21 protein-coding genes and 4 pseudogenes are annotated in these 20,857 nt (G+C 73.1%); 9 read left to right on the top strand and 16 right to left on the bottom strand.

The features are described from left to right. Positions 1–4: 4 nt before the first annotated feature. Both OG875_RS18570 and OG875_RS18565 read right to left on the bottom strand, forming a co-directional pair. The gene (locus tag OG875_RS18570) at positions 5–616 is read right to left on the bottom strand and encodes a DinB family protein (protein WP_330175347.1); all 612 of its coding nucleotides are present in this window, start codon (positions 614–616) and stop codon (positions 5–7) included. A 96-nt stretch (positions 617–712) separates the two neighbouring features. Continuing rightward, a complete protein-coding gene (locus OG875_RS18565) occupies positions 713–1,456 on the bottom strand; it encodes a VOC family protein (RefSeq protein ID WP_330175346.1) in 744 nt (247 codons plus the stop codon). Positions 1,457–1,581: 125 nt separating this feature from the next. Here OG875_RS18565 and OG875_RS18560 point away from each other — a divergent pair, with 125 nt between their 5' ends. The 3 genes from OG875_RS18560 (at position 1,582) to OG875_RS18550 (ending at position 3,424) form a co-directional block, all read left to right on the top strand. Further along, a complete protein-coding gene (locus OG875_RS18560) occupies positions 1,582–2,100 on the top strand; it encodes a YbaK/EbsC family protein (protein ID WP_330175345.1) in 519 nt (172 codons plus the stop codon). Beyond that, positions 2,097–2,948: a DMT family transporter gene (locus OG875_RS18555; RefSeq protein ID WP_330175344.1), complete on the top strand. Its 852-nt coding sequence runs from the start codon at positions 2,097–2,099 to the stop codon at positions 2,946–2,948. The genes OG875_RS18560 and OG875_RS18555 overlap by 4 nt, the downstream gene beginning before the upstream one ends. A 65-nt stretch (positions 2,949–3,013) precedes the next feature. Next, the gene (locus OG875_RS18550) at positions 3,014–3,424 is read left to right on the top strand and encodes an ankyrin repeat domain-containing protein (protein WP_330175343.1); all 411 of its coding nucleotides are present in this window, start codon (positions 3,014–3,016) and stop codon (positions 3,422–3,424) included. 351 nt (positions 3,425–3,775) lie between these two features. Here the strand turns inward: OG875_RS18550 and OG875_RS18545 are convergent, their stop codons facing one another. From OG875_RS18545 to OG875_RS18540, 3 genes are all read right to left on the bottom strand, one after another. Beyond that, complete coding sequence (locus OG875_RS18545) at positions 3,776–4,735, bottom strand: SDR family NAD(P)-dependent oxidoreductase (RefSeq protein WP_330175342.1); 960 nt, start codon at positions 4,733–4,735, stop codon at positions 3,776–3,778. Positions 4,736–5,133: 398 nt separating this feature from the next. Then, positions 5,134–5,328, bottom strand: a complete 195-nt coding sequence (locus OG875_RS31025) for a CysS/YqeB C-terminal domain-containing protein (RefSeq protein ID WP_443079138.1) — start codon at positions 5,326–5,328, stop codon at positions 5,134–5,136. A 2-nt stretch (positions 5,329–5,330) separates the two neighbouring features. Beyond that, complete coding sequence (locus OG875_RS18540) at positions 5,331–5,552, bottom strand: hypothetical protein (protein WP_330175341.1); 222 nt, start codon at positions 5,550–5,552, stop codon at positions 5,331–5,333. A gap of 390 nt (positions 5,553–5,942) precedes the next feature. Between OG875_RS18540 and OG875_RS18535 the strand changes: the two genes are divergently transcribed. Beyond that, positions 5,943–6,992, top strand: coding sequence for an aldo/keto reductase (locus OG875_RS18535; RefSeq protein WP_330175340.1), 1,050 nt, complete (start codon positions 5,943–5,945; stop codon positions 6,990–6,992). 88 nt (positions 6,993–7,080) lie between these two features. Here OG875_RS18535 and OG875_RS18530 read toward each other — a convergent pair whose 3' ends face one another. Further along, positions 7,081–8,322: an NAD(P)/FAD-dependent oxidoreductase gene (locus OG875_RS18530; RefSeq protein ID WP_330175339.1), complete on the bottom strand. Its 1,242-nt coding sequence runs from the start codon at positions 8,320–8,322 to the stop codon at positions 7,081–7,083. A gap of 526 nt (positions 8,323–8,848) precedes the next feature. Between OG875_RS18530 and OG875_RS31020 the strand changes: the two are divergent. The 3 genes and pseudogenes from OG875_RS31020 to OG875_RS18520 form a co-directional block, all read left to right on the top strand. After that, positions 8,849–9,418, top strand: a pseudogene (locus OG875_RS31020) (lyase family protein); the annotation flags it as partial. Positions 9,419–9,934: 516 nt separating this feature from the next. Continuing rightward, positions 9,935–10,741 (top strand): annotated as a pseudogene (locus OG875_RS31015) (3-carboxy-cis,cis-muconate cycloisomerase); the annotation flags it as partial. A 230-nt stretch (positions 10,742–10,971) separates the two neighbouring features. After that, complete coding sequence (locus tag OG875_RS18520; protein ID WP_330175338.1) at positions 10,972–12,531, top strand: MFS transporter; 1,560 nt, start codon at positions 10,972–10,974, stop codon at positions 12,529–12,531. Positions 12,532–12,574: 43 nt separating this feature from the next. Here OG875_RS18520 and OG875_RS18515 read toward each other — a convergent pair whose 3' ends face one another. The 4 genes from OG875_RS18515 to OG875_RS18500 form a co-directional block, all read right to left on the bottom strand. Continuing rightward, complete coding sequence (locus OG875_RS18515) at positions 12,575–13,288, bottom strand: AAA family ATPase (RefSeq protein WP_330175337.1); 714 nt, start codon at positions 13,286–13,288, stop codon at positions 12,575–12,577. 142 nt (positions 13,289–13,430) lie between these two features. Then, the gene (locus OG875_RS18510; protein ID WP_330175336.1) at positions 13,431–13,790 is read right to left on the bottom strand and encodes a hypothetical protein; all 360 of its coding nucleotides are present in this window, start codon (positions 13,788–13,790) and stop codon (positions 13,431–13,433) included. Between the two features lie 104 nt (positions 13,791–13,894). Beyond that, the gene (locus OG875_RS18505; RefSeq protein WP_330175335.1) at positions 13,895–14,539 is read right to left on the bottom strand and encodes a dihydrofolate reductase family protein; all 645 of its coding nucleotides are present in this window, start codon (positions 14,537–14,539) and stop codon (positions 13,895–13,897) included. Between the two features lie 336 nt (positions 14,540–14,875). Then, the gene (locus OG875_RS18500) at positions 14,876–15,283 is read right to left on the bottom strand and encodes a RidA family protein (RefSeq protein ID WP_330175334.1); all 408 of its coding nucleotides are present in this window, start codon (positions 15,281–15,283) and stop codon (positions 14,876–14,878) included. Positions 15,284–15,380: 97 nt separating this feature from the next. Here OG875_RS18500 and OG875_RS18495 point away from each other — a divergent pair, with 97 nt between their 5' ends. Continuing rightward, a complete protein-coding gene (locus tag OG875_RS18495) occupies positions 15,381–15,776 on the top strand; it encodes a winged helix-turn-helix transcriptional regulator (RefSeq protein WP_330175333.1) in 396 nt (131 codons plus the stop codon). Positions 15,777–15,802: 26 nt separating this feature from the next. Here OG875_RS18495 and OG875_RS18490 read toward each other — a convergent pair. After that, a pseudogene (locus OG875_RS18490) lies at positions 15,803–15,898 on the bottom strand (VOC family protein); the annotation flags it as partial. Between the two features lie 152 nt (positions 15,899–16,050). Between OG875_RS18490 and OG875_RS18485 the strand changes: the two are divergent. Beyond that, positions 16,051–16,158, top strand: a pseudogene (locus OG875_RS18485) (type II toxin-antitoxin system prevent-host-death family antitoxin); the annotation flags it as partial. Between the two features lie 61 nt (positions 16,159–16,219). On the opposite strand, the gene OG875_RS18480 reads toward OG875_RS18485, so the two are convergent. The 5 genes from OG875_RS18480 to cbiQ form a co-directional block, all read right to left on the bottom strand. Continuing rightward, entirely contained in the window at positions 16,220–17,032 is an 813-nt protein-coding gene (locus tag OG875_RS18480; RefSeq protein ID WP_330175332.1) for an alpha/beta fold hydrolase, read from the bottom strand. Positions 17,033–17,112: 80 nt separating this feature from the next. Further along, a complete protein-coding gene (locus tag OG875_RS18475; RefSeq protein ID WP_330175331.1) occupies positions 17,113–17,874 on the bottom strand; it encodes an SDR family NAD(P)-dependent oxidoreductase in 762 nt (253 codons plus the stop codon). 109 nt (positions 17,875–17,983) lie between these two features. Next, the gene (locus OG875_RS18470) at positions 17,984–19,204 is read right to left on the bottom strand and encodes a serine hydrolase domain-containing protein (RefSeq protein WP_330175330.1); all 1,221 of its coding nucleotides are present in this window, start codon (positions 19,202–19,204) and stop codon (positions 17,984–17,986) included. 45 nt (positions 19,205–19,249) lie between these two features. Continuing rightward, positions 19,250–20,098, bottom strand: a complete 849-nt coding sequence (locus OG875_RS18465) for an energy-coupling factor ABC transporter ATP-binding protein (protein WP_330175329.1) — start codon at positions 20,096–20,098, stop codon at positions 19,250–19,252. After that, positions 20,095–20,856: a cobalt ECF transporter T component CbiQ gene (cbiQ, locus tag OG875_RS18460; protein WP_330175328.1), complete on the bottom strand. Its 762-nt coding sequence runs from the start codon at positions 20,854–20,856 to the stop codon at positions 20,095–20,097. Before cbiQ ends, OG875_RS18465 begins: the two co-directional genes overlap by 4 nt. Position 20,857: the final 1 nt, after the last annotated feature.

The following is a 20,857-nucleotide window of genomic DNA, read 5'->3' as shown; positions in this document are numbered from 1 at the left end:
CGGTTCATGGGCGCGTGTGCGCGTGGAGGTCGCGCAGCAGGCAGACCTCCGACAGGTGGTGGATCAGCTCGCGGTGGATGTGCAGCACCAGATCGGCCATGGTCAGCTCCGGATAGGGCTCCTTCTCCCCGACCGGAACCCGGAGCCCGTCGTCGCCGAGACCGGCCACCCCCGCCAGCCAGAGGTCGAGCTGCGCCTGGAGCTGGCCGAGCGCGCCGGCCGCGCTCCCGGCGTACTCCCAGGTCGTGTACGACGCCGGGGGCGCGCCGAAGTGCGCCGCGTTGCGGGCGGCGAGCACGCCGACGATCACGTGGCCGAGGCGCCAGGCGATCGTCGTGAAGGCCGCCGGTTCCGGGCCGGGGAACTCGTAGTCCATGGTGAAGTCCCCGCCGCCGAATCGCATGCGGGCGTCCGCGCGGTCGCGCGGCCGGACGGTCCAGGCGTCCGGCACCGGGGACCAGAAGTACTCGTCGTCGGTGAGTCCCTCCAGCCGGGCCCGGAGCTGATGGTTCCAGTGGAACTCCCACTGTTCGCGCAGCGTCAGGTTCCAGTCGGGTCGGTGGGAGACGTCCGGTCCGTCGAGTCCGTCAAGTCCGTCGAGTCCGTTGGCGTTCATGCCGCCACCGTGACAGGCAACGCGGTCAGGATCGGTCCGCGATCCGCATCCGCGATCCGCATCCGCGATCGGCATCCACGCTCCGCTCGCTCCGCGTCAGCGCGGAGCGAGCACGCAGAACGCGTTGCCCTCCGGGTCCGCGAGGACGACCCACGGGACATCGCCCTGGCCGAGGTCGACATCGGTGGCGCCGAGGCTCCGCAGCCGTGCCACCTCCGCCGCCTGGTCCTCACGGCGGTACGGCGCCACGTCGAGATGGACCCGGTGCCGCTCGGTCGCCCCGCCGGGCGTGTGGAAGAACTCCAGATACGGGCCGGTGCCCTTCGGGGACCGCAGCCGCGTGAGATCGTCGCTCTCCTCGTGCGGGGTCCAGCCCAGGGCGTCGCCCCAGAACCGGGCCATGGCGCGCGGATCCGCGCAGTCGACCACGACGGCGGCGATCGGCCCGGTGTCCCGGTACATGTCCCGGGGCTCCAGCACGCAGAAGACATTGCCCTCGGGGTCGGCCAGCACCGTCCACGGAACATCGCCCTGGCCCACATCGGCGGGCGTCGCACCGAGATCCCTCAGCCGCGCGACCAACTCCGCCTGATGAGCGAGGGAGTTGCTGGCGAGGTCGAGGTGCATGCGGTACTTCACGGATTCGGGGTCGGGGACCTGGACGACATCGAGACGGATGCCGACGGGGTCCGGCCAGACGAAGTCCGCCGGTCCGACCCTCGACACCCCGTCCCCGTCACCGTCACCGGAAACACCCCAGCCGAGCGCCTCCCCCCAGAACCGGGCCACCGCCGAGTCGTCCCGGGCCTTGACGTTCACCTGCACCAGTCCCAGTGTCATGCCGCCAACCTAATACCCGGGTGACGGCGGGAACCGGTCACCCGCCGACGGGTACGACCAGGCGCGCCCCGTCCCCGGCGAAACCGGCTCGCCCGTGTCGTTCGGCTCCCGCTAGCGTGCCCGGCATGAGCAACCCCGGTGGTACGCCCCCCACATCCCGCACCCCCGCCCATCCCCGCTTCGCCGAAGCCCTGCGTGGGCTGGGGCTCGATGACGTCCTCGGGGCGGTTCGGGGGTTTCCGGACGGGACGCGGACGGCCGCCGAGGCCGCCGCCGCGGTCGGCTGCGGGCTGGGCGAGATCGTCAAGTCGCTGGTCTTCGAGGCCGACGGTGTCCCCGTCCTGGTGCTGGTGGACGGGGGCTCGCGGGTGGATGTGGAGCGCGTACGCGAGGAGTTGGGCGCCGGGGCGGTCACGCGGGCGCGGGCCGATCTCGTACGGGAGACCACCGGGTACGCGATCGGCGGTGTGCCGCCCTTCGGGCACCGCAGCCGTACGCGGGTGCTCGCCGACCGGGGGCTGCTCGACCACGAGGTGGTGTGGGCGGCGGCCGGGACCCCGCACACGGTGTTCCCGATGGACCCCGAGAGCCTGGTCACGTACGCGGGCGGCAGCCTGGTGGACGTACGCGAGCGCCCGGCGTGACGCCGCTGGTCGCGGCGGCCGTGCTGCTGGCGGCCGTCACACACGCCTCGTGGAACGCGATCGCGCACGGAATCCGCGACCAGCTGGTCGCCTTCACCCTCATCGCGGGCGGCGGGGCGCTCATCGGCGCGGTCGCCGCGTGCTTCGCGCCGTTCCCGGACGCCGGCGCGTGGCCGTATCTGGTCGCCTCGGCGGTGCTGCACCTCGGCTACCAGGCGCTGCTGATGCGGTCGTTCAGCCTCGGCGACTTCGGCCAGATGTATCCGATCGCCCGCGGTACGGCGCCCCTGCTGGTGACGGTCCTGGCGGCGGTCTTCGTGGGCGAGTCGCTGGACCGCTGGCAGGCGGCCGGCGTGGCGGTCGCGTCGGCCGGGCTGGTCGGTGTCGCCCTGTGGGGGATGCGGAGCGCGGCGGCGAAACCCCGGTGGCCCGCGCTGGTGGCCGCCCTCGCGACAGGGGTGTCGATCGCCGCGTACACCGTCGTGGACGGCGTGGGCGTCCGCGAGTCGGGCACGCCGCTCGGCTACATCGCCTGGCTGATGCTCCTGCAAGGTTCGCTGATCCCGCTCTACGCGCTGTACGCGCGCCGCGACGGCCTCCTCGAACGGCTGCGCCCGCACGCCCGGCTCGGCCTGCTCGGTGCGGCGCTGTCCGTGGGGGCGTACGCCCTCGTGCTGTGGGCACAGACACGCGCCCCGCTCGCGCCGATCGCCGCGCTGCGGGAGTCCTCGATCATCGTGGGCGCGGCGATAGGGGCGGTCTTCTTCAAGGAGCGCTTCGGCACACCGCGCCTCGCGGCGGCCGGGCTGATGGTCGTCGGCATCGGCCTGATGCTGCACGTGAGTTGAGTCGATCGAGTCGGTCGGGGCGGTCGGGGCGGTCGGGGCGAGGGACAGGGACGAGAAGGAGAGTCATGAACAGAAGACGGCGCAAGAAGCTGGCACGGCGTCTGGTGTGGGCGGCGCGGCTCGGACACACGGCGGAGGTCGGCGCACTGCTGCGGGCGGGCGCGCCCGCGCAGACGTACGACTCCGAGGGCTCGACGCCCCTGTACGCGGCGGCGGTGCACGGCGACGCCGCCGCCGTACGCCTGCTCCTGGCGGCGGGCGCGCTGCCCGACACCGAGAGCGGGCAGGGCGACGAGGGGACACCGCTGTGCGGGGCGGCGTGCTGGGGCCATGACGGCGCCGTACGCGAACTGCTCGCGCACGGCGCCGATCCGGGGCTGCGCGAGGACGGCGGCGACGGACGCTCGCCGCTCGAATGGGCGCGGGCGGGGCCGTATCCGGAGACCGTACGGCTGCTGGAGGAGGCGGGGGCCTGAACGAACGGCGAGGGCTGCGACTGGCTTCGTTCGTCTGTGAGTTCGCCTCCGGCGACGGGGGTGCGGTCGGGGTTCTCACGGGCGGGCGACCGGTCGCCACGGACGAGATGGCGATATCACCGGCCGGGTGGTCTCCGCCGCCACGACCTCCGTGCGTTTCCGTGGTCATCGCTGTGCCTTCCGCCGGGGCATCCGGCCGCCGGACCACCCCGGCGCCACCCGCGCCGCCATTTACGTCCCCGTCCTGGAGGAGTGCCTGATGACGCGCGCGCCGCCACCGGTCGGCGGCGGCGGGCCGTCGCGGATCGACCTCTGAGAACACGCGCCCGCGCGCCCGTCCGAGCCCACGAGTCAGTACGTCTGGGCGGGTCCGGCCGGGGTCAGCAGGTCGAGGGAGACCTGCCACAGGCGCTCGGCCGCCACCGGGTCCAGGGCGTGCGCGGCCACGCCCCGGCGGTCGCCGTCCCGCTGCGGGAGTGCCTCTTCGCAGTCCTCGAAGTACCGGCCGCCGACGCCGTCGAGCCCCGGCCAGGTCGCCACGAGGACGGAGGTGGCGGCGCCCTGTTCCGGGGACTTGAACGTGTAGCCCGAGGCGACGGCCTTGTCCAGGTCGTCCTGGCTCATGTGCCGGGTCAGGTTGGACAGGACCGCGCCGGGGTGGACGGCGTTGGCGGTGATGCCGTCGGCGGCCCAGCGCCGGGTCGCCTCGACGGCGAAGAGCACCTGGGCCGTCTTCGACTGCCCGTACGCGAGGCGGGTGTCGAACGGCCGGCGGCGGAAGTCGATGTCGTCGAAGTCGATCCCCTGGTCCAGATGCCCGACCGAGCTGAGCGAGACGATCCGGGCCCGGTCGGCGGCGGCGAGCGCCGGGTGCAGGCCGGTGGTGAGCGCGAAGTGGCCGAGGTGGTTGGTGGCGAACTGGAGCTCCCGGCCGTCCGGAGTCCGCAGCTCCGGCGTGTACATCACCCCGGCGTTGTTGATCAGCAGGTCCAGCGGCCCCCGCCACCCGGCGGTGAACCGGGCCACGGACGCCAGGTCGGCGAGGTCGAGCGGCACCACGGGCAGGTTCCGGTTGCCGGTGGTGGCGCCGATGTCCCGCGCGGTCCGCTCGCCCGCGTCGGGGTCCCGTACGGCCAGGGTGACCTCGGCGCCCGCACCGGCGAGGGCGCGGGCGGTCTCGACGCCGATGCCGGAGGAGGCACCGGTCACGACGGCGCGGCGGCCGGTGAGGTCCACCCCGGCGACGACCTGGGCGGCGGTGGACTCGGCGTCGAAGGGGGTGGTGATACGGCCGGTGGAGTCGGTGGTCATGGCGCTGCCTGCCTCTCTCGGACCCTCTCGGGTCCTTGACGGGTCCTCGCGGGTTCCCCGCAGGTCCCCGGCTCTCCCCCGCAGGGGTCCGCACCGGTCGGCGCGGGTCGGCGCATGACCGTGCGCGGGGTCCGCGGGGCGCGCCCGACCGTGACCGTCCCCCCGTGAACGGTCACGGCCGGCACTTCCGCCAGCCAACCACCGCGAGGCGTCGCGGGGCGGCGGGGCGCGGCCGGGTGTCACCCGGAGAGTCCGGGCCGGTGCTCCGGGGACCGGGGAGTACGGGGCCCGGCCGGGTCACCGGGAGAGGACGGCAGGGTGGGTGGCGAGGTGGGTGGCGGGCCCGGTCCCGGTCATCGGGAGGGTTCGCCCGGAACGGGTGGCCGGACCGGTCCCGGTCATCGGGAGCGGCCGTCGGGCAGCCGCCAGTGCCGGCGCTTGTTCTCGTCGCGTACCACCGGCCCCAGCCGGTTCGGCTCGTCGCGCAGCGCCCGCGCCCGTACGTCCCCCGCGCCGCCCCGCCCGTTGTGCGCAGGGCGTGCGCGCGGGCGCTCAGCACGGCTTGCGCGCCCGCCGGGAGCCCCGGCGCGCATGGTCAGCCGGCCGACGACGCGTGCTCGCGTACGGCGTCGGCCGCCCAGGCCACCACGAGGCCGAGCACCGTCATGACCGTGTAGCCCGCCACCTCGTGCCCGTCCGGTATGAGGAAACGGGAGAAGCCGAAGAGCGTCGGCAGCCGGTCCACCCACTCGCTGAGCAGCCCGCTCACGCCCGCCGCGATCAGCACGAAACCCAGAAAACCGAGGATTGACTTCATGCTCCGAGGCTAGGAAGCGGGGGCGGGGCCGGGCATCGGCCGAAGGGATCGACGGGCGTGACCAAAGTATCGACCCGGGGTGGGCGGAGCCCCGGTTCCGGCCGGGGTGCCGGGTGGGCGGAGCCCCGGTTCCGGCCGGGGTGCCGGGTGGGCGGAGCCCCGGTTCCGGCCGGGGTGCCGGGTGGGCGGAGCCCCGGTTCCGGCCGGGGTGCCGGGTGGGCGGAGCCCCGGTTCCGGCCGCCGGGTCCCCGATCCGGCCCGTACGAGCCCGCCCGCCCCGCATGCCCGGCTCGCACGGGCCGGCACCGCCCCTTGCCTTGGACCGCACTCCAACTCCTAGAGTGCCCGGCATATGCCCCAGAAGTCGCCTGACCAGCAAGGGAGCACGACATGCGTTACCGCACACTCGGCCGCACCGGTATCGAGGTGAGCGCCCACTGTCTCGGCACGATGATGTTCGGGTTCATCGGCAACAAGGACCACGACGACTGCGTGCGCGTCATCCACGCCGCGCTCGACCGGGGGATCAACTTCGTCGACACGGCGGACATGTACTCCGCCGGTGAGTCCGAGACGATCGTGGGCAAGGCCCTGAAGGGCCGCCGCGACGACGTCGTCCTCGCGACCAAGGTCCACTTCCCGATGGGCGAGGGCCGCAACCGGGGCGGCAACTCGCGGCGCTGGATCGTCAGGGAGGTGGAGGAGAGCCTCAGGCGGCTGGACACGGAGTGGATCGACCTCTACCAGATCCACCGGCCCGACCACACCACGGACATCGAGGAGACGCTGTCCGCGCTGACCGATCTGGTCCGGCAGGGCAAGATCCGCGCGTTCGGCTGTTCGACGTTCCCCGCCGAGGAGATAGTGGAGTCGCACGTGGTCGCCGAACGGCGGGCGCTCCAGCGGTTCCGGACCGAGCAGCCGCCGTACTCGATCCTGGCGCGCGGTGTCGAGAGGTCGGTGCTGCCGGTCTGCGAGCGTTACGGGATGGGTGTCCTGACCTGGAGTCCACTGGCGTCCGGTTTCCTCACCGGCAAGTACCGCAAGGGGAGTTCGGTCGACCTGAGCAGCGGCCGGGCCGCGCTCATGCCGGCCCGCTTCGACCCGGCGCTGCCGGTGAACGTGGCGAAGCTCGACGTGGTCGAGCAGTTGGTGGAGCTGGCGGACGACCTCGGCTGCACGCTGCCCGAGTTGGCCGTGGCCTTCGCCGCCGCGCACCCGGCAGTGACGTCGGTCATCATCGGGCCGCGCACGAGTGAGCAGTTGGACGGGCTGCTCAAGGGCGCCGAACTCACCTTGGACGACGCGGCACTTGACCGCATCGACGAGATCGTGGCCCCGGGGACCGACGTCTACCACCCGGACGGCGCCTGGCGTCCGCCCGTACTGGCGGACGCGGCACTGCGCCGCCGCCCGGTCGGTGACCGAGCGGCGGCGTGAGCACCGTTCCCGTCACGTGACGCCGCACGTCGTCGTCATACGGCCCGGTACGTCGTCGGGAACCACTGAGCTGACGGCACGTCAGTTGTCAAGCGACCTGCGGGAGAACTGACTTGAGCGTGGTGGGCGGCGCGAGCACCTGGTCCTTCGGGACGCGTGCCGCCACCATCCGCCAGTAGCGGTCGAGTTGGGAGGGCGCGTTCACACACAGCACCCCCGTGATGTGCTGCCCGTCCGTGTAGAGGGCGACGAACCTGCGCTCCACGAGCGTCCCCGCGACGATGTGCGGGCCGCCGATCGCGAGCCCCGCGAACTGGATCTCGGCGCCGTACTGCTCCGAGCGGACGTACGGCAGCGACTCGAAGGGCATCGCGTCCTCGCCGTCCGCCAGCAGCGTGTCGGCGGCGGCCACCGCCTGCCGGTCCTTGTCGCTCCGGTGCTCGGCCCGCATCACCTCGCCGAACATCGGGTTGCACCAGCGGGCCACGCTCCCGGCCGCGACGACGCGCGAGGTGCGTTCGGCCGCGCAGGTGGCGTCCAGGAGAACGCCGTCGGTGACGTCCAGGCCACTGCCCAGCAGCCACTCCGTACGCGGCACCCGGCCCGCCGCGAGGACCACCACATCGGCCGGTACGAGCGTGCCGTCGGCCAGCAGGACCCCGTCGGGGCGGAGCGAGACGGCCGGGGAACCGGTGGCCAGGACCGTGCCGTGGTCGCGGTGCAGAGCGGCCAGCTCACGGCCCATGGCGGTGCCGAGCAGGCGTTCCATCGGGGCGGTCCGCGCCTCGACGAGGGTGACGTCCAGACCACGGGCCCGGCAGTCGGCCGCGATCTCGCAGCCGGTGAAACCGGCGCCGATGACGGCCACGCGCGGATTCCGTCCGAGCGCGGCGTCCAGGGCGGGGCCGTCGTCGGCGGTCAGACGTTCCTCGAAGGTACGGAGCGCGTAGACGGCCGGGTGGCCGCCGCGCAGCGCGTGGGGTCGGCGGGCGGCGGCGCCGGTGGCGATGACCAGCCCGTCGACGTCCAGGATCCGGCGCCCCGACAGCCGCACCCTGCGGCGGGTGGCGTCGGTGAGGTCCAGCCCGACGGCCGTGCTGTTCGGCAGCGGCTCGACATCGGGGCCGGGGGTGGAGGTGCGGCCGGGGGCGGGGTCGTCCGGGCCGGGCTCACCGGTCCCGGGCGGGAAGCCGCTGCCCGCGTCGACCAGCGTGAGCCGCCCGTCGTAACCCCGCAGGCGCAGGGCCTCCGCGGCTCGTATCCCGGCCCGGGAGGCGCCGACGACGGCGATGTGACGGAGAGTTCCGTCGGTGCCGTGCGTCCCGGTCATCGTTCTTCGCCGACCCGGAGCACCGGCACGGCGGGGTCGATGGTCATGAGGGACCCCTTCCTGCTCGTTGCTCGTTTGCTGCTTCGTCGATGGTTCGAGGCTGATTCGCTGATGGTTCGATGGCGCTTCACCGACGGTTCGATGCTGCTCCGATTCGTTTCCGGGCAGCGCTCGTTCACTGCTTGGTCTCTTACCCGCGCCCTGTGAAGACGCCCTAAAAGTCCCCAGAGGTCCCCGGGTGTCCGGGCTCGCTCGCCTCGCAGGTCATGGCTCTGCGGGAGACCCTGGGGACGACGGCTCGGGGCACCCCTGCCGTACGTTTCGGCCCTTCCCGCCGCTTCGACCGAGGGGACGGTTCTCCTTGTCTTCCGCTGACCCCACCGGAACCGCCGCCCGCACCACCTCCGGAACCGGAATCGGCACCGCTCCCGCGCCCGCGCACTCGGCCGACGTGGGGCTGCTTTCGCCCGGCCGGGCGGGTTCCGGCGCCGAGGCGGCGACCGGCGACGACGCCTTCCTGCGGGCGATGCTCGACGCCGAGGCGGCGCTGTCCCGCGCGCAGGCGGCGGTGGGGCTCACTCCCCTGGCGGCGTCCGACGCGATCACGGCGGCCGCGCTGCTGGAAGGGGCCGAGGGGGTCGACGTACGGGACCTGGCGCTGCGGGCGGCGCGCGCCGGGGGCGACCCGGTGACCCCGCTGGTGGCGGATCTGACGGCGGCGGTGGACGACGCGGAGGCCCGCACGGGCGAGAGCGCGGGCGTGGGTGTGGGCGGGGGCACGGACGCCGGGCGGTACGTGCACCGGGGCGCGAGCGGCCAGGACATCGTGGACACGGCGATGATGCTGGTCGCCGCCCGTACGGTGCCCCTGATCCTGGCGGATCTGGACCGTACGGCGGACGCGCTCGCCGCCCTGGCCACCGCCCACCGCACCACTCCTATGGCGGGGCGCGCGCTGACGCAGCACGTGGCGCCGACGACGTTCGGGCTGAAGGCGGCGGGCTGGCTGTCGGCGGTACGGGACGCCCGCACCCGGCTGGCCGCCGTCCGGCTGCCGGTCCAACTGGGCGGTGTTGCGGGCACGTTGGCGGCTTTCGCGCGGCCGGACGAGACGGTGACCGGGACGCCGGGGCGTACGTCGAGCGCCGCGTCCGGCGAGCCGGTGTACGACCTGACGGGCGCGCTGGACAGCACCCTGGACACGCCTCCCGAGCCGCTGCCCGACCGCCCGCCCGTCGCCGGGAAGGACCCGAGGATCGACCCGGATGCCGGCCCGGACCCCGAGGCGCACGCCGGGACGGACTCCGGGGCCCACCCCGAGGCCGCCGCCCCGGCGGCCGTCCCCGAGAGCGGAGCGGAAGACAGGGCGGAAGCCGAGGCGGAAGCCAGGGCAGAGGCCGGAGCGGACACCGAGCCGGACGGGGAACCGGGTTCCCCCGCCCCGGCCGAACCGCTCTACGACCTGGCGGGCGTGGAGCCCAGCGCCTCGGCGGACGCCGACGACCGGACAGCGGGGAAGGACCGACCCGACGTACGACATCAGGCCGCCCGGCCCGCGCCGCCGGAGGCACCCGACGTCGGCGCCCACCCCGGCGGCCATCCCGACACGGGGGTACGTCTCCTCGCCGCGTACGCCGCCCAGCTGCGCCTCGCCGAACCGACCCTGCCGTGGCACACCCTCCGTACCCCCGTCGCCGACCTCGGTTCGGCGCTCGCCCTCACGGCGGGCACGCTCGGGAAGCTGGCCGCCGACGTACTCGTCCTGTCCCGGACCGAGATCGGCGAGGTCGCCGAGGCGCGCGGCCCCGGCGCGTCCGGGCCGCCGCACCGCCGTGACCCCGTACGGGCCACCCTGATCGCCGCCGCCGCCCGGCAGGCGCCCGCGCTCGCCTCCGTACTCCTCGGAGCGCTCGTCGCCGAGGACGAGCGCCCCGCCGGCCCCTGGCACGCCGAGTGGCAGCCGCTGCGCGCGCTGCTGCGGCTGACCGGCGGAGCCGCCCGGGACGCCGCCGAACTCGCCCACGGCCTGCGTGTCTTCCCCGACCGGATGCGGGCCAACCTCGGCCTCACCCACGGGCTGCTCGCCAGTGAACGGCTCACGGCGGCCCTGGCCCCCGCCGTCGGCGCGGAGCGCGCGAGGCACGTGGTCGGCGCCGCCGCCCGGCTCGCCTCCGGCGCGGGCATCCCGCTCGCCCAGGCGCTCACGGAGACGGACCCGGCGGTCGCGGAGCTGATCGGGGACGCGCGTATGCGCGTCCTGACCGACCCGGCCGGCTACACGGGCTCCGCCCCGGCCCTCGTGGACCGCGCGCTCGCCGCACACGCCGCGGCCGAGAGCGCGCGCGCCCGTGCCACACTCACCGACCCGGCCCCGGGCTCCGGGCCCGAACCAGGAACAGGGCCCACGCCGGGAGCCTGACCCGCGCGAGCAACCGGGCCCGCACGAGCAATCGGGCCCGAGCCGGAAGCCGGGCCCGCGCCCCACCCCCGCGACCGGCCCGGAAACCCCCCGCTGACCAGCGCGTCCGTCGGTCCACCCGTCCCCGACGCCAAGTCGCGCGCCCGGTTCGCCCCACTTAGAGTCGGATCCGGTGAACGACGACGCTCCCTGTCCGAGGGCGCGCACCACCCCGTTCCACCACCCCCCACATGACTGATTCCGCGTCCCCACCGCCGAACAGCGCGAAAGCCGCCGACGCCCCCGAGAAGGACGGCGGCGGCAACGGCATCGCGCTGGCCGTCATCGCGTCGTGCCAGTTGATGGTGGTGCTCGACATCACCATCGTGAACATCGCGCTCCCCCACATCCAGCGCGCGCTCGGCTTCTCGACCCAGAACCTGTCGTGGGTCGTCAACGCGTACACCCTGACCTTCGGCGGTCTGCTGCTCCTCGGCGGGCGGCTCGGCGACATCCTGGGACGGCGCCGGGTCTTCATGTTCGGTGTGGCGCTGTTCGCCTTCGCGTCTCTGCTCGGCGGTCTGGCGCAGGACGCCTGGCAACTGCTGGCCGCCCGCGCCGTCCAGGGCGTCGGCGGCGCGATCGCGTCGCCGACGGCGCTGTCGCTGATCACCACGACGTTCCGCGAAGGGCCCGCCCGCAACCGGGCGTTCGGGGTGTTCGCCGCGGTCTCGGCGGGCGGCAGCGCGATCGGGCTGCTGCTCGGCGGCATTCTGGTGGAGTGGCTCGACTGGCGGTGGATCTTCTTCGTCAACGTGCCGATCGGCCTGCTGATCATCTTCCTCACCCCCCGCTTCATCAAGGAGTCCGTGCCGCGCCCCGGCCACTTCGACATCGTCGGCGCGCTCACCGCGACGGTGGGCATGATCGCGCTGGTGTACGGGTTCATCCGGGCCTCCGAGGAGGGCTGGACGAACGTACTGACGCTCGGGTCGTTCGCGGCGGCCGTGGTGCTGCTGGTGCTGTTCGTCGTCATCGAGCGCCGTTCGCGACAGCCGATCACCCCGCTGTGGATGTTCCGCGACCGCAACCGGGCGGGCGTGTACGGGATGATGCTGAGCCTGTCCGCCGCGCTGTTCGGGATGTTCTTCTTCCTGACGCTGTTCGTGCAGGAGGTCCTGAACTTCAGCCCGCTCCGGGCCGGTCTCGCCTTCCTCCCGGTGAGTGTGGTCATCGCGATCGGCTCGGGCCTCGCGTCGCAGTTCCTGCCCCGCTGGGGCCCGAAACCGTTCATGGTCGTCGGCTCGGTCCTGGCCGCCGCGGGCCTCGCGTGGCTGACCCTGACGGACGCGCAGAGCACCTATGTGGGCAGTCTGCTCGGGCCGATCATGGTGTTCGGCCTCGGCATGGGCTTCCAGTTCGTGTCACTGACCCTGATGGCGGTCTCGGGCGTCGAGGCGGACGACACGGGCGCGGCGTCCGGCATCCTCAACGCGACGCAGCAGGTGGGCGGTTCGCTGGGGCTGTCGATCCTGGTGACGGTCTTCGGCACGGCCAGCAGGGACGAGTCGAAGACCCAGGTCCGCGACTTCCTGGCACACGCGACCCCGGCCCAGAAGGCGACGTTCCAGAAGACCGGCACCCTGCCGAAACACTTCACCGACCAGGTCCTGACGTCGGGCGTGTCCCAGGCGTTCATCGTGGCGGCGGTGTTCGCGGCGGTCTCGGTGGTGATCGCCCTGTTCGTGATCCAGGTCCGCCGGTCGGACCTCGAACGCCTCCAGGGCGGGATGCCGGCGCCGGGCGTGTGACGGGGAACGCGGGCCGGCCCGGAGCGCTTCCCGAGCGGCCCGCCTACGGTTCGACGATGTGCCGCAGATAGGCGTGCGGGTCGGCGAGGTAGCGGCGCCAGTGATCCACGACGCCGAGCTCCCGCCAGGCGACCCTCCGCATACCGTGCTCACCGACCTCGATGATGTCCGCACCCGGCAGCGCGGTCAGCAACGGGGAGTGCGTGGCACAGATGACCTGGCCGCCCTCCTTTGCCAACCGGTCGACGTGCCCGATCAGTTCGAGGCACGAGGAGAAGGAGAGCGCTGCTTCCGGCTCGTCGAGAACATAGAGCCCGGGGTGCAGGAACTTCCCGCGGAACGCCGCGAGAAAGCCCTCACCGTGGCTGACATGGTCCGGTGAGAACCCCTCTCTCCCCAGGGCGTCCAGCGCGGTCTCGGCACGCAGGAAGAAGCCCTTGCGGGCCGACCAGTTGGAGACCATACGGCTCCCGCGCCCCGGGACGGCGTCGAATTTCATACGCTCGCCGAGGGTCGACCTGCCGCGCGGGGAAGCGTAGCGCCAGTCGTGGGAGCCCCCGTAGGAGTCCAGGCCGAACCCCTCTGCCAGCGCCTCGACCAGGGTCGACTTCCCCGAGCCGTTCTCACCGACCAGAAAGGTCACCGGTGCGGTGAACCGCAGCCCCTCGTCGAGCAGCTGTCGGACACAGGGCACCGACCAGGGCCAGCTTTCCCCGTCGTACGAGGAGAGAGAGGCATACGCGCGTTCGACAATCACGGGACCAGTGTCACCCGGACCCGGAAAGCGAACACGCACCGCGCAGCCGGCGGTGCCTGACGGCGCGACCCGTGGTGGGTCCGCTCCCGCCGCTCGCACCCAGGGGGTGACGCACGCGCGCCGGTCCACGACCGGATGCTCGTCAGTCGAGCTGGATGCCGCTGTTCGCCCCGCTGCCGTCACCGTCCGCCTCGACGTCCCCGGTGTCCGTGGCGGTCGCCCGGACGGGGCCGCCCGAACCGGTGTGCTTGATGCCGGTGTTGGACTGGCCGCCGTTCCGTACGGTGTTCCTGCCGGTCCGGGTGGTCTCATAGGTGCCGGGCTGCTGAGGTGCTCCGCCACTGATGAGGGCGTACCCGATACCGACCACGCCGGCCGATGCCCCGACGACGCTGGCCACACCGTCCGCCGTTCCGAGATCCACCACCGTCCAGACCACGACCATCGCCAGGATCAAGGCGCCCGAGCCGACGACGAGTGCTGTTCTCTTCCATCCCCGCATGGGCGAATTCTCGCCCAATACACCACGTATGTCAGGCTGTTGACGAATTCAGGGCCGCCACGTGCGCAGCGTGTCCGGTGCCCGGAGCTGGCCCTGAGGGCCGGTCACTTGCGCCAGAACAGGTGGTGCCTCACTCCGCTCGGGCTGGGAACGACTTCGAGGTGGAACCGGTCGAGCAGCTCGTCGGGGGACTCCCAGAGCCGTACTCCGGATCCGAGCTCCAGCGGCGAGACCGCCACGTGCATGGTGTCGACCAGGTCCGCGTCGAGAAACTGCCGGATGGTGGTCGCCCCGCCGCCGAGTCGGACGTCTTTGCCCTGTGCCGCCTCCCGGGCCTGTTCGAGGACCGTGGCGGGGTCACCGTCGACGAAGTGGAACGTGGTGTCGGAGAGCGTGATCGAAGGGCGCTCGTAGTGGGTCAGGACGAACACCGGGGTGCGGAACGGGGGCTCGTCACCCCACCAGCCCTGCCACTCATGGTCCTGCCAGGGCCCGCGCTGGGGCCCGAACTTGTTGCGGCCCATGATCTCGGCGCCGATGTTGCGCGCGTAGTCCCGCGTGAGGTAGTCGTCCAGGCCCCGGCTCCCCCCGGGGTCGGTGCGCATGGGCCAGCTCGCCGTGGCACCGGCCCAGGCGAACAGCCTCCCGGGGTCGACATGACCGAACGGCCTCTCGAGGGTCTGGTCCTCGCCGGCACCGATGCCGTCACTCGAGATGTTGAAGTTCTGGACTCTCAATAGCTGAGCCACGCGTTCCTCCTGTGATGGGGCGACAACAGTGGTGGGACTCTCCGGGCCGGGCGAACTCATCGCCACCTCCACCATCGGTCAGAGAATCGGCTGAGCCGCCTACTGACCTGTGAGGTTTGCGCGGTTTGAGCAGGCTTTTGCGGTGAGGGGCATTCGCCCCCCGGAGCCTTTCACTGTCTGCTCGGTTCATCGAGGAGGCTTGAAGGAGCTGTCACGGATGGCGGGCGGCCCATACGGTGACGTGTTCGGCGCACGGTGACCACGAGCGCCCAACCACCCGCGTGGTCGGGCGCTCCGCAGGGTCGGGCGTTCCGCGCGTGGGCTCGGTGGGCGCGCTCAGGCGAGGACGGCCGTGGCCTCGATCTCGACCAGGTGCTCGGGCACGTCCAGCGCGGCGAGTCCCAGCAGGGAGACGGGCGGTACGGGGGTGACTCCGAGCTTCGCGAACGCCCGAGCCGCCCCCTCCAGGAACAGGGGCATCTTGTCGGGGGTCCAGTCGACCACGTAGACGGTCAGCTTCGCCACGTCGTCGAAGGTCGCTCCGACGCCGGCCAGTGCGGTGCCGACGTTGAGGTAGCACCGCTCGACCTGGGCCGTGAGGTCGCCGGCGCCGACGGTGACCCCGTCGGCGTCCCAGGCCACCTGCCCGGCGACGAAGACCAGCTTCGATCCGGTCGCGACCGAGACCTGGCGGTAGACGTCGATCTCGGGCAGTCCGGTGGGGTTCGTCAGGGCGATGGGCATGCTGCTGCCTTTCCTTGCTCTCTTGTGGTTACTCGGGAACCGTAAGAGAGTTTCCTCTGACGTGGAAGAACGCACTTTTCGGTGACTGGAGAACCTGATGGTGACCAAGCAGGTCAGTGGCTCGCCCGACGACGCGGACCTGAGGCGGGCGGACTCGCTGGCGCGGGAGATCTTCTCGGACGTCGCCAACAAGTGGGCGCTCCTGATCATCGAGGCCCTGGGGGAGGGCACCCTGCGTTTCGGCGAGTTGCGGAACGAGGTCGAGGGCATCAGCCACAAGATGCTCACCCAGAATCTGCGCATGCTGGAACGCAACGGCCTGGTCGAACGGACCGTGCACCCCGTCGTACCGCCACGGGTCGAGTACACCCTCACCCAGCCGGGTCAGGCCCTGCGCGCGACGATCGACGGTCTGTGCGAGTGGACGCGTCGGCATCTCGGTCTGATCGAGGCGTCGCGCCAACGCTTCGAGTCGGAGTCGGTCCGCACCTGAACGGCCGGCCGGGATGGGCCCGGTGGCTACGGGCGTACGATCCGCGCCACCAACTCCGGTACCCACTCCACGTATTCGACCTCCGCTCCGCCGGGGTGGCGCGCGTACAGGAAGCGGCCCGTACCGCGCCGCCCCGCCGCCCCGTACCGCCGCCCGTACCGCACCGCACCGCCGCGCCAGCGTCACGGCCCGGCGTGCTCCCAGTGGTGTAGACATGAGCCCGTTTGGTACGTCTGGGTGCATGACGCAGCCCGTGCCCACAGAAGTCCACGCGTGGGAAGAACGCGAGATCAATCGGATCGTCGACGAACGCGTCGCGAATCCCGCAGTCGGCGTGCCGATCGAGGGCGTCATGAGGGAGACGCCGGCGCGCGGGGAGTGACCGCGCCACCCGCATGGCCGGGCACTCCCCCCGCCCCGGCCCACGACGCTCGGGCGCAGCCCTACGACCCCGCCAGCACCTTCCGCAGCACCTCCGCGAACTCCCCCGGCGCCTCCACGAAACCGCCGTGGCCGCCCGGGAATTCGGTCGGGGTGACGTCGAGCCGGGCGGCCAGTTCCGTGGACGTACGGAAGGTGAGGAGCGGGCCCGAGGTCGCGCCGATGCCGATCACGACGCGGGACGGGGCGGCCGTCAGGGCGGCGGTGTCGGGGACGTAGCGCGTCGTGCCGCGCAGTTCGTGGGCGAGGAAGCGGGCGCCGTCCGCCATGTCCTGTTCCGAGGGCTCCTCCGGCGGCCCGGCGGGGGCGCCCTCCTCGGCGTCCGTCATGCCCGAGATCGCCATGAACTTCATGAACGCCGGGCCCGGCCCCTCCCGGTGGAACGTCTCGACGATGTCGTCCGTCTCCGCCCGCCGCTCGGCCGCGTCCGGCAGCACCTCCAGGACCGGGGGCTCGTGCGCGACCAGGGTCCGTACCCGCGCCGGGTGCCGGGTGACCAGCGCGAGGCCGGTCACCGCGCCGCCGCTGCTGCCGAGGACGTCGGCCGACTCCGCGCCGAGGTCGTCCAGGATCGCGGCGATGTCGTCGGCGCGCAGGTCGGGGGTGGAGTCCTGCTCGGGGTCGTCCAGGGTGCTGGCGGAGATGCCTCTGGGGTCGTGCGTGACGACGGTGTACGACTCGGCGAGCGCCTCGGCCAGCGGCGCGAAATGCACGGCGCTCATGGGCGCGCCGGTCAGCACCAGGAAGGGGCCGGAACCCCGTACCTCGTAGTACAGGTGCGCGCCGGGAACGTCGAGCGTGTGGGTGGTGACCATGGTGGAGCCGTCCTTGCGATCGGAGCACGGTCAGCCGCAGTCGCGGGTGACACACGTACGACCCCGCAGGCGGCCGAAACTCATCGCTCCGGCGGGAGAGGCGGCTCCGCGAGAGCGGCCCGCAGCCCCAGGTTCGCCGTCAGGATGCCGCCGTCCACCGGCAGGGTCACGCCCGTGATCCAGCCCGCGTCGGCCGACGCCAGGAACGCCACCGCCGAGGCGACGTCGTCCGGCCGGCCCACCCGGCCCGCCGGGTAGTGCGGTGCCGCGCGTTCCAGGTTGGCCTCGCGGCCCTGCCAGGCGTCGGTGTGGATCGTGCCGGGGGCGACGAGGTTGACCCGTACCCCGCGCGGCGCCGCGTGCCCGGCCAGTGTGCGCGTGAGGCTCGCGAGGCCCGCCTTGGCGGCGCTGTACGCGTGGTTGCCGAAGTCCTGCTCACCGTTGACGGAGCCGATGTTGACGATCGCGCCGCGCCCGGTGGCGGTCAGGTGCGGCAGGGCCGCCCGCGCGCAGCGGAAGGCGCCGGTGAGGGTGAGATCGAGGTCGCGGGCCCAGTGCTCGTCCGGTTCGTCCTCGAAGCGCGGGGCGTCCGGGGAGCAGGAGTACGCGTTGTTGACGAGGACGTCGAGCGAGCCGAACCGTTCGGCGGCGTACGCCACGGCCGCCTCGACCGACGCGCGGTCGCCGACGTCGCACACGTACGGCTCCGCCCCGTCGATCGCCCCGGCCGCCCGTTCCGCGCGCGCCCCGTCCACGTCGGTGACCAGGACCCGCGCGCCCTCGGCGGCCAGCCGCCGGGCGATCGCCTCGCCGATGCCGCGCCCGGCTCCGGTGATCAGCACGCCGTGGTTCTCGAATCGCGGTCCCGTTCCTGTTCGCGCGCCCGCTTCCGCTCCTGTTCGTGCTCCCGCTTCCGTTTCCGCTCCGGCTTCCGATTCCGTCATGCGGTGATCATGTCGCCGACCGGACCGCGCGCACCAGGGCCTGGGCGCGCGGATCGGCCGTGACGCCCTTGCGCATGCCGTTGGTGACGTAGCCGAAGGCGATGCCCGACTCGGGGTCGGCGAAGCCGAGCGAGCCGCCGCGCCCCGGGTGGCCGAACGAGCCGGGGCCCAGCATCGGGGCGCCCGAGCCGTGCAGCATGAAGCCGGGGCCGAAGCGGGTGCCGACCACGAGCACCCGGTCGGGGCCGGCCGACTCCTCGGTGCGGGCGAGCGTCAGCGTCGCCGGGGCGAACAGCCGGTCGCCGCCCCGGTAGCCGTGGCCGGGGCCGTCGACCGGGCCGATCATGGCCGCGTAGCAGCGCGCCAGGGCCCGCGCGGTGGAGATCCCGCCGCTCGCGGGCATCTCGGCGGCCCGGTACTCGGGGCTGTTCTCGTCGGGCAGCGGGTCGATCACACCGAACGCCCGCCGGGTGAGCGAGTCGGGGTCCCGGTACGCCTCCGAGACCGACCGTTTCGCGCGCAGCCGCAACTCGCCGCCGGTTCCTGCGGGTTCCTCGATCTTCCCGATCCGGCCCACCCGGTGCGCCTCCTCGGCGGGCAGCCCGATCCAGAAGTCCAGGCCGAGCGGGCGGGCGATCTCGTCGGCGATCCACCGGCCGACGGAGCGCCCGGTGACCCGTTTGACGAGTTCGGCGACCAGCCAGCCGTAGGTGTGGGCGTGGTAGCCGTGGTCGGTGCCCGGTTCCCACGCGGGGCGCTGCGCGGCCAGCGCGCGGGCGCCCGACTCGCCGTCGAGGGCCTCGGCGGGGGTGAGCGGCCGGTCGAGCACGGGGACGCCCGCGCGGTGCGACAACACGTGCCGTACGAGGACCCGTTCCTTGCCCGCCGTCTTGAACTCCGGCCAGTACGTGCCGACCGGGGCGTCCAGGTCGATGCGCCCGCGCTGGTGCAGCAGCAGCGGTACGGCGGCGGCGACACCCTTCGTCGCGGAGCGGACGACCTGCGCGGTGTCGACGGCCCACGGCTCGGTGCCGTCCACGTCGCGGGTGCCGGCCCACAGGTCGACGACCTTGTGGCCGTCACGGTAGACGGCGACGGCGGCGCCGCGTTCGCCGCGTTCCTGGAAGTTCCGTACGAACGCGGCCCTGACAGGTTCGAAGCCGTCGGCCACCGTGCCCTGGACATCAGCGACGTCGATCATCCCGCTCCCGCTCCCCATCCCGCTCATGTCTCCATGGTGCACGGTTCGCGGGTAGGGCGGTGCCACCGGGGTTCAGCGTGACGCGACCGACCCGGGGCCGTAACCGGAGCCGGGCCCCGGGCCGCGACCGGGGCCGCGCCCCGGGTCGAAGCCGGGGTCGAAGCCGAACGGCAGCTCCAGGCGGTGCGCGCCCATCAGCGCGGCGTCGGCGAGCAGTTCGCGGGTCGGCCCGTCGGCGGCGATGACGCCCTCGCTGAGGATCACGGCGCGCGGGCACAGTTCGAGCGCGTACGGCAGGTCGTGGGTGACCATCAGCACCGTGACGTCCAACGCCCGCAGGATGTCGGCGAGTTCGCGGCGCGAGGCCGGATCGAGGTTGGACGAGGGCTCGTCCAGGACGAGGATCTCCGGCTCCATCGCCAGCACCGTCGCGACGGCGACCCGGCGGCGCTGGCCGAAGGAGAGATGGTGCGGGGGCCGGTCGGCGTACTCCGCCATGCCGACGCGGGTGAGCGCGGTGACCACCCGGGCCTCCAGCTCCGCGCCGCGCAGCCCGGAGGTGGCGGGGCCGAAGGCCACGTCCTCGCGCACCGTGGGCATGAACAGCTGGTCGTCGGGGTCCTGGAAGACGATGCCGACGCGGCGGCGGATCTCGGCGAGGTGCTGCCTGGCGACGGGCAGTCCGGCGACGGTGACGGACCCGGCGCCCGCCGTGTGGATGCCGTTGAGGTGCAGGACGAGTGTGGTCTTGCCCGCGCCGTTGGGGCCGAGCAGGGCGACGCGCTCGCCGCGCCCGACGGTGAGGTCGACGCCGAATAGGGCCTGGTGGCCGTCGGGGTACGCGTAGGCGAGCCCGCGCACCTCCAGGGACGGCGGCACGGGTGTCGGCTGCGGGGACTGCTCGGGGAACGGCGTGCTCATAGGGCCCAGCCAAGCAGACAGACCGCGAGCGCCGAGAGCGGGAGTGCCGCGGCGGACGTCCACTGCGCGCGGGAGGCCGTGATCTCGTCGATGACGGGCATCGTGCCGGTGTAGCCGCGGCTCATCATCGCCAGATGGACCCGCTCGCCGCGCTCGTAGGAGCGGATGAACAGGGCCCCGGCGGATTTGCCGAGCACACCCCAGTGCCGTACGCCGCGTGCCTCGAAGCCGCGCGAGCGGCGGGCGATCGACATCCGGCGCAGCTCGTCGGTGATCACGTCGCCGTAGCGGATCATGAAGGACGCGATCTGGACGAGCATCGGCGGGAGCCCCAGCCGTTGCAGGCCCAGCAGCAGGGCGCGCAGTTCGGTGGTGGAGGCGAGGAGTACGGAGGCGGCCACGCCCAGGGTGCCCTTGGCCAGCACGTTCCAGGCGCCCCAGAGGCCCGGCTCGCTCAGCTGGAGGCCGAGGACCCGGACCTGGTCGCCGGGGACCACGAACGGCATCAGTACGGCGAAGGCCACGAACGGCACCTCGATCAGCATCCGGCGCAGCAGGAAGCCCGCCGGGACGCGGGCCAGCGCCGCGACCCCGGCGAGCAGTGCCGCGTACAGGCCGAAGGCCCACACCGCCTCGCGCGGCGTGGCGACGACGACGAGCACGAAGCACAGGACGGCGGCGAGCTTGCAGTGCGGCGGCAGCGCGTGGACCGGGGAGTGGCCGTGCCGGTAGAGCTTGTGGGCGTGGCCCGCGCCCATG

It is taken from the genome of Streptomyces sp. NBC_01498 (assembly GCF_036327775.1).
Taxonomy (GTDB): Bacteria; Actinomycetota; Actinomycetes; order Streptomycetales; family Streptomycetaceae; genus Streptomyces.
This window is presented reverse-complemented; position numbering and strand designations above follow the sequence as displayed.